Source organism: Bacillus sp. FMQ74 (assembly GCF_001875785.1).
Taxonomy (GTDB): domain Bacteria; phylum Bacillota; class Bacilli; order Bacillales; family Bacillaceae; genus Bacillus; species Bacillus stercoris.
The window spans coordinates 1-12,136 of sequence record NZ_MOEO01000025.1; the positions used below are offsets into that span (position 1 = coordinate 1).

The 12,136-nt window shown below is 40.2% G+C and carries 9 protein-coding genes and 1 pseudogene; 4 read left to right on the forward strand and 6 right to left on the reverse strand.

Going from position 1 to position 12,136, the window contains the following annotated elements:
- Window positions 1-1,140 (forward strand): ATP-binding protein (locus tag BLL41_RS21795; RefSeq protein WP_071579395.1); only part of this gene is annotated, 1,140 nt, incomplete at its 5' end.
- 1,009 nt (window positions 1,141-2,149) lie between these two features.
- Here BLL41_RS21795 and fbp read toward each other — a convergent pair.
- The 3 genes from fbp to BLL41_RS21810 all read right to left on the reverse strand — a co-directional run bounded on the left by fbp (window position 2,150) and on the right by BLL41_RS21810 (window position 5,177).
- Complete coding sequence (fbp, locus tag BLL41_RS21800) at window positions 2,150-4,075, reverse strand: fructose-1,6-bisphosphatase (protein ID WP_071579396.1); 1,926 nt, start codon at window positions 4,073-4,075, stop codon at window positions 2,150-2,152.
- 201 nt (window positions 4,076-4,276) lie between these two features.
- Window positions 4,277-4,438 carry a hypothetical protein gene (locus tag BLL41_RS21805; RefSeq protein WP_071579397.1) on the reverse strand — a complete coding sequence of 54 codons (162 nt, stop codon included), beginning with the start codon at window positions 4,436-4,438 and terminating at the stop codon, window positions 4,277-4,279.
- 28 nt (window positions 4,439-4,466) lie between these two features.
- Window positions 4,467-5,177 carry a GntR family transcriptional regulator gene (locus tag BLL41_RS21810; RefSeq protein WP_071579398.1) on the reverse strand — a complete coding sequence of 237 codons (711 nt, stop codon included), beginning with the start codon at window positions 5,175-5,177 and terminating at the stop codon, window positions 4,467-4,469.
- A 157-nt stretch (window positions 5,178-5,334) separates the two neighbouring features.
- Between BLL41_RS21810 and BLL41_RS21815 the strand changes: the two genes are divergently transcribed.
- The 3 genes from BLL41_RS21815 (at window position 5,335) to BLL41_RS21825 (ending at window position 10,295) form a co-directional block, all read left to right on the forward strand.
- Window positions 5,335-7,203: a beta-glucoside-specific PTS transporter subunit IIABC gene (locus tag BLL41_RS21815; protein WP_071579399.1), complete on the forward strand. Its 1,869-nt coding sequence runs from the start codon at window positions 5,335-5,337 to the stop codon at window positions 7,201-7,203.
- Window positions 7,204-7,216: 13 nt separating this feature from the next.
- Window positions 7,217-8,656, forward strand: coding sequence for a 6-phospho-beta-glucosidase BglA (gene bglA / locus BLL41_RS21820; RefSeq protein ID WP_071579400.1), 1,440 nt, complete (start codon window positions 7,217-7,219; stop codon window positions 8,654-8,656).
- Between the two features lie 286 nt (window positions 8,657-8,942).
- Window positions 8,943-10,295 carry a polysaccharide pyruvyl transferase family protein gene (locus tag BLL41_RS21825; RefSeq protein WP_071579401.1) on the forward strand — a complete coding sequence of 451 codons (1,353 nt, stop codon included), beginning with the start codon at window positions 8,943-8,945 and terminating at the stop codon, window positions 10,293-10,295.
- Window positions 10,296-10,406: 111 nt separating this feature from the next.
- On the opposite strand, the pseudogene BLL41_RS21830 reads toward BLL41_RS21825, so the two are convergent.
- From BLL41_RS21830 to BLL41_RS21840, 3 genes and pseudogenes are all read right to left on the reverse strand, one after another.
- A pseudogene (locus tag BLL41_RS21830) lies at window positions 10,407-10,619 on the reverse strand (FAD-dependent oxidoreductase); the annotation flags it as partial.
- Window positions 10,620-10,888: 269 nt separating this feature from the next.
- Window positions 10,889-11,086 (reverse strand): helix-turn-helix transcriptional regulator, encoded by a 198-nt coding sequence (locus BLL41_RS21835; protein WP_061187042.1) that lies wholly within the window; start codon window positions 11,084-11,086, stop codon window positions 10,889-10,891.
- A 49-nt stretch (window positions 11,087-11,135) separates the two neighbouring features.
- Window positions 11,136-12,136, reverse strand: a 1,001-nt coding sequence (locus tag BLL41_RS21840; protein ID WP_141770223.1) for an ABC transporter ATP-binding protein, incomplete at its 5' end; no start/stop codon positions are given.

The window sequence follows — 12,136 nt, forward strand, 5'->3', positions numbered from 1 at the left end:
CCCAATTCTAATGTTATAGATATAAATAATCTTTCTTTGCCATATTGGCTTTTAAATTCAGAAGAATTAGAAGAGTTGTTTTTAGATACAGATGCAAATGATCATAATCAAAGAAATATTTTTAAAGAAGCTATTGTAAATAATCGCAAAATTAAATTAGGTGGTACTGAAGAAGAGAGAGAAAAAATTCACTTTGATTCTCCAGTATTCTTTGATTTAAATGAAGTTCTAAAATATATTGTTTACAAGAACAAAGAAAAAAAAGATAAAAATGGAACGGTTCAATGGCAAGATATCAATGGCGATATCTTTACTTTTAATGAAGAAAGTTTACATAGACTTTTCAATGAAAAATTAGAACCTGTAGGTACTTCTGCATCCGGTATGAATGGTAAACTTATTAATTTTATTAACAGACTTGAAAATAAAATTAATGATAAAAGATTCGATTTTCTTTTAGGTGAAAAATCCAAAAATATAACTTTTGAAGAAACTTTGAAATTACTTTTAGGGTATAATGATAATAAGCCTACTAATATTACAATTTTTGATTTAAGCGGTGTACCATTTGAGGTACTTAGTATTACGGTGTCATTAATATCAAGAATTATATTTGAATATGGTTATTTTTATAAAAAAATAAGAAATAAAACTAATTCAAATGATATCATAAATAATGATATTCCAATTTTACTAGTATATGAAGAAGCACATAAGTATATACCAAATAGTGATTTATCTAAATATCGATCATCTAAGAAGTCAATTGAAAGGATTGCAAAAGAAGGGAGGAAATATGGAATTACATTGATGCTCGCAAGTCAAAGACCATCCGAATTATCTGAAACAATTTATTCTCAATGTAATAATTTTATTGCCATGAGGTTAACAAATCCAAATGATCAAAGTACTGTAAAAAAACTCTTACCTGACGCCCTTGGAAATTTGATTGATAAATTGCCAGTACTACAAGCGGGCGAGGCTTTGTTAATAGGAGAATCTATAGTTTTACCATCATTAGTACAAATTGACCAATGTGAGCTTCCACCCTCATCTAATGATATTCCATTCTGGAAACTCTGGAAAGAAGAATGGAAATACCTAGATATAGAAAAAATTAAAAGTGAGTGGTGTAAATGATAGTATTACATCTATGCAAACAAAGTTTTTCAGTTGATTAAAAGTATAGCGGGGCATTGTCTAGTCCTTTTTGTTTTTCTGAGGACACCGCTTATTAGAAACTTATATAAAACAATTTATGTTACTAAAGAGACCAAAGACAATATTCTAGGTCTCTTTAAATTTAAATACTTAATCATCACTTTTTTGCTAAATCTTCACATCAACTCTTTATCCATCCAAATATTCGATTAAAATTATAATCTTCACTATGCCGCTTGACCCAAGCAAAATCAACCACAAGCTTGGCAGTCAAAAGTTCCGGAATCGAGAAGTCGTCTTTGTCCAGATGAAATTGCGTTGGCTGCAACAAATTTCCAATAGTTTACTTTCGTTGTTTTTTAAAACTAAGCTTATCATTTCGTTTGTCTATTTATCAAAGGAAATAAGGGCTTTTACAAAAAATCTATTAGCCTGCTCAACAAAACTGTGACTGCTCATAACTATAAGAAATATTCGAGCAATCAAACAACTGTCCACTCGTCAAATGAAAAATACTCTATAAATAGCTTCGGTAGTAGCCTTTAGCCCCCAAATACTCCGCTTCCAATTCATTAAGCTGCCCACATGCAGAAGCAAATCAGAAAAACCAATTTTAAATCCCAATCCTTCCCGGATGTAATGGGAGATTGAGTTGAAAACGATTTTGTGTTCAAATACGTTACCATGGATTTTTTGTAAATAGAATGTTTCGAAGCAGAGGATTTGTAGAGCAGGCCGGTTTGACAAAATAGTCGTTAGAGTGGTTTTCTGCTGATTCCGTTGTCGGCTTTCATCAAGGAACTATATATAGTGTATAAAGGCACACATAAAACCAGATTCTAATACCAATCAGTTTCATCTACAGTGAATTATGGTTTACGTACTTGTAAATCAGCAAACAACCAGTCTTGTTAACAATTTGTAGCGTTAAATAAGATATTAAACTGCAAAAAGGCCCAGAGAAAATCCTCTCTGAACCCCCATAACCTCACTTCATATACCGATACTCCCGCAAACTCTCCAAAATCGCAACTTCCTGCAGCAGTTCCTCACCGACATTCGTTTCCTTTACTTTCTTCCGCTCAAGCTCTTTGTCCACTAATCGTTTCACCGTCAAGACGTCGGTTCCGGTGCTTAGGACTTCTGCCTTGGAGTTGAAGTGTTTATGGGCGACGAGCTGCATGCCGTAGGAGTTGTATAACAGCGTATAGCCTGCGATGCCTGTTGTGGATTGGTAGGCTTTGGAGAAGCCGCCGTCGATGACGATCATTTTTCCGTTTGCTTTGATTGGGTCTTCTCCTTCGATTTCTTTTACAGGTGTATGGCCGTTGATGATATGGCCGTGATCTGGATTGAGGCCGAATTCTGCCAGGATGTTTCGGCAGGTTGCCTCGTCTTCGCGTAAATAATAATACGGGTTTTTCTTTTCTTTATGTGTTTCCTTTTCTTTAATAAAATACCGCTCAAATGTCGTCATGGCGCGTTTTCCAAAGAGGGAGGAGTATTCGCCTGTCCATAAATACCAGGCCATATCTGTCGCCAGGTCATCGGTTTCTTCCGGGTGGGCAAACGCTTCCCGCAAGAATCGTTCAAATACATCGAGCAGCTCACGGCCCGCATACGGTTTTTCCTCAATCATCATCGTTTCCATATTGCCGTTTTCATCGACAGGAATACAGCCGTGAATTAACAGGTTGCCGTTATATTTTAAATAAAGGCTGCCTTTTTTCATCATAAAATTCATATGGCGGCCCAGCTTTTCGGAATGCTGGACAGAGAACAGCAGCTTGTCTATGACTTCTGCTTCTTCTTCTAATAGCTGATCTGGCTGCTCCGGATTAATCGTCGCAAAGCAGGTGTTTTCCAATTGATATGTTTTTCCGTTCAGCGTGATTTCGTTTTTGTCATAATCTATTTTCTCTAATAATAGCCGCTCTTCCATATTAAAGTTCGGCCGTCTCTTGATAATCGGGCTCTCAAGCTTGAATTGGATCATCGCAATCGCTTGATGGATTTTTGTGATTTGCTTAATCTCATCCTCTGGCCTGTTGTCGTCTGCTTTTGGTCGGAACGCTGGATTATCATCATAATATTTTTCGGCCAGGTTTAATAGCGGTCTCAGGTTGATGCCGTACACGTCTTCAATAATATCCAGGTTGTCATAGCGGGCACAGATACGGATAATATTGGCCAGGCACACTTTAGAACCGGAATAGGCACCGATCCAAAGGACATCGTGATTTCCCCACTGAATATCGACAGAATGATAGTTGATCAGTTCTTCCATAATTCTATCCGGCTGCGGTCCGCGGTCGTAAATATCGCCGACAACATGTAGATGGTCGACTACCAGCCGCTGAACGCTGTAAGCAAGGCCGGTGATCAGCTTATCGGCTTGGCCAAGTTCAATGATCTGATCAATGATTTCGGAGTAATATTGCTCCTTGTTGCCAGCTTGTTCTGTTTTGTATAACAGCTCCTCCGTAATATAAGCAAATTGGGCAGGCAGTGCTTTGCGCAGTTTGGAGCGGGTATACTTGGAGGAGCAATATGAAACGAGCTTAATCATTCGATGAATCGTTTCTTTATACCACTCGTTTAATGCTGCTTTCGCATCAAAGTCATGTTTGATTAACTTCAGTTTGTCTTCCGGATAATAGACCAATGCCGCTAATTCATCGATTTCTCTATCGTAAATGACACCGCTGAAGATGTCGCGTATCTTCTCTTTGACTCGTCCTGAACCATTACGCAGCACGTGCTGGAATGCCTGATACTCCCCGTGCAAATCACTGACAAAATGCTCAGTGCCCTTTGGCAGGTTCAATATCGCTTTCAAATTAATGATTTCTGTTACCACTTTTTCTTCACAATCGTATTTTTGCGCGAGTAGATCTAGGTACTTGCTTTCCAAAATCGTCCATCCCCTTTTTAGAATAAACCCCTATATATGAGCATGTGCATGATAAGGTGAATTTAAAAGTATGATACTGTTTTTCATCATTGGACCTTTATATGATAGTACCGCATAACTGCTTTTATAGACAATTGAAACGAGTGAGTAAAGTGAAACGAAAAAACCAGATTTCAAATCTGGTTTCCTGTTCAAAGCGAACTATTGTTGTTTTTCTTTCACCATCTTGATAAAGAGGAAAAAGATAATAAATACGATAAAGTAGTTCGTTGGGTTCTTAACGATGCTCATCTCTAGTGAAATCTGTAAGAGTATCCAGAGCACGAAGATGTCTAGTATTGCAGGGATGATGATTTTGTACATGTCGACCACCTTCCATAGTGAAGCAGCCCTATAATAAAAAACTATTAGCCTGCACCACAAACTGCGACTGCTCATAATTATACGAAATCTTCGAGTAATCAAACGGCTGCCCATTTGTCAGGTGAAAAATACTTTCTATATACAGCTTCGGCAGTCCAGCCTCTAATCCCAAATATTCCGCTTCCTCCTCATTCAGCTGGCCCACGTGCAGAAACAAATCAGAAAAACCAATTTTCAATCCCAGTCCTTCCCGGATGTAATGGAAGATGGAGTGGGAGACGATTTCGTTGTTTAAATACGTCACGATCGATTTGTTGTAATAGGATTCTTCGTAGCAAAGGGTCTGGCCGTTGATGTAGCGGACCCTTTTGACATAGTAGATGTCCTCGTCCATTCCGATGTTCAAGTTTTCCGCCGCTTCCGGTGTTGGCTTTCTCACGTCCAGTTCGATGACTTTTGAGGTGACGTTGAAATCCTCGAGGTCTTTTTTAAATCCCTGATTCGACAGCAGGCTGATATAGCCTTTTCGTTTATGTTTTCTGACGAAAATGCCGCTTCCTCTGACCTGAAAGATCGCGCCTTTTTGCTCTAGTAGATCCAAGGACTTTGTGATTGTGCTTTTGCTGACTTCAAACTGGGCCATGAGGGTTTCTAGCACTGGCAGTTTGTCTCCTTGCTGAAGCTCGTGTTCTTCTATATATGTTTCAATTTCCGCTGCGATTTGCTGGTATTTTAACATACGCATTCCTCATTTATTCGTTTAGTTTCACTTGTCAAAATTATAGCATAAACCGCTTACAATTATAGTTAGTGCGTAAATATTTTGTTTCGGTATTGATAAATTATACCGGTACAATTATAATGAAAGCGTAACCAAAACAAAGGGGTGGGTGAAAATGTCGGGGAAAGTGAGAGATTATACGAGACTAGCAAAAGACATTTTGGAGGCCGTAGGCGGGGAAGAGAATGTGATTGGGGCTTCTCGCTGCGCTACTAGACTTCGATTGGTGCTGAAGCGGTCTAACCCTAAAGCGAAGGATATCGTGAAGTCGATGCCCGGCGTCATTACCGTTGTAGAGAACAGCGGCCAATTCCAGATTGTCATTGGACAGCACGTAGGGGAAGTGTACGAGGAATTTTCAAAGCTGGTCCAAATTGATCTTGCTGGTGAACAGAATGAGAATAAAGGAACTGTTCTGAACCGGATCATTGCGACGATGTCAGCGGTGTTTGCGCCGTTTATCTACATTCTGGCTGCTGCTGGTATTTTGCAAGGTGCATTAATTATCATTAACTTATTGTTTGACGGCTTTGAGAAAACAGGGACTTATCAGGTTTTCAGTTTCATATCCTGGGCGCCGTTTACGTTTTTGCCTATTTTTATCGCGATTACGGCATCAAAGCATTTTAAAACCAATATGTATCTCGCTGTAGCGTGCTGTGCCGCATTGGTCAGCCCGACATGGGCGGAGATGGCTGCACAAATTGCAGACGGAAAGAGCATTTCTTTCTTAGGGCTGGCTTTATCAGAAACAACATATACGTCTTCCGTGCTGCCGCCATTATTTTTAGTGTGGATTTTATCTTATCTTGAACGGTTTTTGAATAAGAGAATGAACGAAGTGGTCAGACCGTTATTTGTTCCGTTTCTATGCATGGTCATCATGGTGCCGTTAACGATTCTTCTCATTGGCCCTGTGACAACATTAGGCGCAAATGGGATTGCAAACGGTTACAATTTTTTGGCGGAAAACGTGCCGGCTTTGGCTGGGGCGATCATCGGCGCTTTCTGGCAGGTCATTGTGATTTTCGGTGTACACTGGGGCATCACACCGATGGTATTGGCAAACTTTGATTTATACGGTCGAGATTCATTTCAGGCGTATCAAACGATTGCGGTCATCGCGCAGGTTGGTGCTGTGCTTGGCGTCATCCTGAAAGCGAGAAACAAGGAAACGAGAAAAGTCAGTGTTTCAGCTGGAATTACAGGACTGTTCGGCATTACAGAACCTGCAATCTACGGTGTGACCTTACGATTTAAGAAGCCGTTTATCTTTGGTTGTATTTCCGGTGCGGTTGGCGCAGTTGTGGCAAGCTTCTTTCATCCGTACTACTTTGCATACGCAGGGCTTCCGGGACCGCTCACAGTCGTAAATGGAATCAGTAAACAATTCCCGACTTCTATCTGGGGCATTTTAATTGGCGCTGCGATTGCGGTCATTCTCCCTGTTGTGCTGATACAGATCTTTGGCTACGGAGAAGATGCTGCTGCACAGCCGGAAAAGGAACAACTTCAAACCGCACAGGCAAATGAAGAAACCGTATATGCCCCGTTTAACGGTAAGGTGATTCCGCTTTCTAACGTGCCTGATGAGGTATTCAGCTCAGGCGCAATGGGACAAGGATTGGCGATTGAGCCATCCGATAATAGGCTCTACGCTCCGTTTGACGGCACCGTTGTCATGGTCGCACCTACGAAGCATGCGATAGGCCTGCGTTCAGTGTCTGGCGTTGAATTGCTTGTGCATATCGGGCTGGATACGGTGACATTAGACGGCACGCCTTTTGCCTTGAAGGTGAAAGAAGGCGATACCGTCAAAAAAGGCGAGGTGCTTGCTGAGTTTGATAAGGCTTTCATTGAAGAGAAAGGGTTAACAACGATTACCCCTGTCATCATCACGAATTCACATGCGTATCAGGAAATTCTCATTGAGGACCTTAAAGAAAGTACGCTGAATCAAAAATTATTTACAGTCGTAAGCTGAGGAGGAATAACACATGGGAAACATGCCGAAAGATTTTTTATGGGGCGGTGCTTTAGCTGCCCACCAATTTGAAGGCGGATGGAATCAAGGCGGTAAAGGGCCGAGTGTCGTCGATGTGATGACAGCGGGTGCGCACGGCGTGCCGAGAAAAATCACTGACACGATTGAAGAAAAAGAGTTTTATCCGAACCATGAAGCCATTGATTTCTATCACAGATACAAGGAAGATATCGCTTTGTTTGCGGAAATGGGATTAAAATGCCTGCGTACGTCTATCGGCTGGAGCCGGATTTTCCCGAAAGGCGATGAGGCTGAACCGAACGAAGCGGGTTTGCAGTTTTATGATGATGTGTTTGATGAATTGCTAAAGCACGGGATCGAGCCGGTCATTACGCTGTCTCACTTTGAAATGCCGCTGCATTTGGCAAGAGAATATGGCGGCTTCAGAAACCGGAAAGTCGTAGACTTCTTCGTCAACTTCGCAGAAGCGTGCTTTACCCGTTACAAAGATAAAGTGAAGTACTGGATGACATTTAACGAGATCAACAACCAAATGGATGTGAACAATCCGCTGTTCCTATGGACGAATTCAGGTGTTGTGGTTGGCGAAAACGAAAACGCGAAGGAAGTCATGTACCAAACGGCACACCACGAATTAGTGGCGAGCGCATTAGCAGTCGCAAAAGGAAAAGACATCAATCCAGAGTTCCAGATCGGGGCCATGGTATCACACGTGCCGATTTATCCTTTCTCCTCCAATCCTGAAGATGTGATGCTGGCTGAAGAAGAAATGAGGCAGCGCTATTTCTTCCCGGATGTGCAGGTTCGCGGGTACTATCCAAGCTACGCGTTGAAGGAATTTGAAAGAGAGGGCTACAACATCACATTCGAAGACGGTGATGATGAGATTTTAAGAAACGGAACCGTCGATTACTTAGGCTTCAGCTATTACATGTCAACAACCGTGAAAAGCGATGTGAAAAATGATAACACTGGCGATATTGTAAATGGCGGCTTGCCGAATGGTGTCGAAAATCCGTACATCACTTCGAGTGACTGGGGATGGGCGATTGATCCAACTGGGCTGAGATATACGTTGAATCGTTTTTATGACCGATACCAAATCCCGTTATTTATTGTTGAAAACGGCTTTGGCGCGGTGGATACGCTCGAGGAGGACGGCAAGGTTCATGATCCGGAACGCATTCAATATTTGAGATCACATATTGAAGCACTGGAAAAAGCGGTCACGTACGATGGTGTGGATTTAATCGGCTACACGCCGTGGGGCATTATTGATATTGTCTCCTTCACAACTGGCGAAATGAAAAAACGCTACGGCATGATCTATGTTGATCGTGACAATGAAGGAAACGGATCCATGAAGCGGTATAAGAAAGATTCATTTGAGTGGTACAAAAACGTCATTCAAACGAATGGCGAGGAACTATAAGAAGCGCCCGAATCAAGCACTTTTACTGAAGTGCCTGGTTCGGGTTTTTGATATGATCCGACCCAATATCCAGTAATGGGAATACATTACCAGATCTGATTGCTATGTTATGATTTCACCTGTAAGATCCTTTTTTGTATAATTTAATATTAGAACGGAAGAAAGGGAGAGAGTTTGTGAGGAAAAAGAGATGAAAGCGGGTGTCTGATTGAAGATTTTAAGATCATGATAGAGTTCCCTCAGCAAATCTCCTGACAAAAATTTGGCGAGGAAGGGGCAACATCAGATGAAAAACATTTTAATAAGAGCTGGCATATCACCCTTTGATACATTTAACGCAGCTGAAATGATTGTTCGCAACTCCATTGGCGGCAATGTAGGAAACCTAGTATATGCCTACAGTGTGTTTCGCACGCTGATGACAGAAGGGACGACGATTACTCCTGATTATTATCGGATTCATCCAGCGGATGCTGAACAAATTAATAAAACATATGATATGTATATTATTCCGCTGGCAGATGCATTCCGTGAGGATTTCGTGCCTTCTTTACGGAAATATACCCAATTAATTAAAAAACTAACCATTCCGGTTGTTGTGATTGGTGTTGGTTTACGGGCTCCGTTTGAACCAAAATTAAATGAAGGTTTTCCTTTTGATGAGGATGTAAAGGCGTTTGTAAGTGCCGTGCTGGAGAGATCAAATATGATAGGTGTCCGCGGTGAAATTACAGCGAAATACCTTTCAAGATTAGGTTTCCGTGAAGGCATTGACCATACGGTAATTGGCTGTCCTTCTATGTATGCGTTTGGCAGAGAACTGAAGATAAGAGAAACCAATATCACACCGGAATCAATGGTGACGGTTAACTCATCAAGGCTGTCTCCAAAGCATGTGCTGGATTTCATTACAAGAAGCATGAAAGAGTTCCCGAATCATTACTTTATTCCGCAATGGCGAAAAGAAATGATTCTGACGTATGCGGGTGCGCCTGCGCTAGCGAAGCCTGCTGATAATTATCCGGTCAGCATGGAAGACCCGGCTTATCAGAATGATAGAGTCCGATTCTTTTTAAATGTGCCGACTTGGCTCGATTTCCTGAGACAAGCCGATTTGAGCTTTGGCGCAAGGCTGCATGGAAATATCGCGGCGACGATTGCCGGTACACCGAGCTTGTTGCTTCCGAAAGATGCCAGAATGCGTGAATTAGCTGAGTACCATCAATTAACGCACGTCATGGCAAATGAGATAACTGATCAGACAAAACTGTCAGAATTAATTGAAACACTTAATTTTCATCAGCCTGAGAAACAGCAAGCGCAAAACTTTGACCATTTCATCAGCTTCTTGAATCAAAATGAATTAGACCATATTTATAAAGAGAAAGCGATTCCTGATACCGTTCCTTTTGACGAAAAACTATCTAAGACAAAGCTTCTTCCGCCTGTGACTACAGTTAGCGGCTGCAGTTCCACAGAAACAGCGAAACGCTGGGAAGCGCTAATGGCATTAGAAAATGCCAAAAAGGAAAAAACCATTAAAGATCTGAAAAAAAAGGTCAAAAAGTATCAGGGCACGTTAAATAGAAAATCAGTGCGTATCGCCTTGAAAACAGCAAATATGCTGAGTGTGAAGTGACCATTCACTAACATTACAACTATATTACAATTGTATAATACATGCAATATTTTTGGAATAAAAAAGAAAGCCGCAATGCTGCCAATCTGGCAATATTGCGGCTTTCTTATATTAGTTACGGATTAGGTAATCAAACGCGCCGAGAGCGGCAGTTGCACCTGATCCCATAGAAATAATAATCTGATTGTATGCACTGTCTGTGCAGTCGCCGGCAGCAAATAAGCCTGGTACGCTTGTTGCGCCGTGTTTGTCGACGATGATTTCGCCCATGCGGTTGCGTTCAACCGTTCCTTCTAACCATTCTGTGTTTGGCACGAGACCGATACACCTTGAAGTCTTTATAAGTCTTCTTTTCGAGCAAGTATAGAAAGGAGGATTATTTGGATGATCATTGAATTGTGAAGCATGATAACAATAAAAGAAACTAATAGATATCGAAATGCAGTTGTAATTGTGTAAGAAATTTCCCTAAGATGTTAGCCACCTCGTTTGTGAAGGAAAATATAGAGGATATCAAATTAATAAGAGTGATCTCCTCTATATTTCGCTAATGGGGAAAAGTATTTAAAAATAAAAGTTCATAAATGTTTAAATCATTGAACTTTCCAAAACAAATCATTTAGAGTCTTACCTAGAGCTAAGCAAATATCCGTACAAAGCTTTAACGTAGGGTTATATTTTCCTAACTCTATAAGACCTATAGTTTGGCGAGTGACGTTCACAATTGCCGCTAACTCTTTTTGGGTTAACCCTTGTTCTAATCTTGCCCTTTTGAGATTAGTGTTACACAACTTGACTTACACCTCTATATAACAATGTAAATAAAATTTAGAATTATACTCAGCTCATTACTTCTTTAACCTCATTAGATTTAGAATGTTTCACTAAATTTATATATGTTTCATTCTTTTGCATGAGTTCTTTGTGAGTTCCAATTCCACAAATTTCGCCTTTATTTAGTACTACTATTTGGTCAGCATTTTGTATTGTAGAGATACGATGAGCAATTATAATCGTAGTTCTACCTGTTAAAAGGTTATTTAATGAATTTCTAATAGCATTTTCAGATTCAGAATCTAAATTTGCTGTTGCTTCATCTAATAACAAGAATGGAGAGTTTCTTAGCAAAGCTCTTGCAATTGTAATTCTTTGTTTTTGTCCTCCTGAAAGGTTAGCGCCTCTTTCACCTACTTGGGTATCATATCCATCTGGAAGCTCCATAATAAAATCATGACAATTAGCTAAAATACAGGCATCTATGATGTCCTTCTCAGATAGAACAGTGGAATTCCCGTATAAAATATTTTCGCGAATTGTTCCAGAAACTATATCTGAATCTTGAGATACGTAACTAAACATTCCTCTCCATTGATTCAAATCAATATCAGTATAAGAAACTCCATTCAAAATTATGTCACCTTGATCAGGAACATAAAACCTCTCTAATAGGTAGAATAAGGTGGATTTTCCAACCCCGCTAGCTCCTACAATTGCTGTTGTAGTATTTGGTTTTATTTCTATAGATATGTTCTTTAATACCGGCTTTTCATTATATTTAAAGCTAATATTATCTATATTTAAAATGCCCATTTCCGGTTTAGATTTTACAGGTGTCGCTATTCTTTGTGTGTTCTCTTCCTTTTTTTCTAGAATGTCAAATATTCTTTGAGTAGCTCCAGAAGCTGACTGTACATTTGTAATAAATCGACTAAAGGTTCCTACAGGCGCAACTATTTGAAATAAATACATAATAAAAGCCATTAACTCACCAGAAGTTAAATATCCTGAATTAACACGATATGAACCAAATCCAACAACGCCAACTATCATAAGTGTAATAA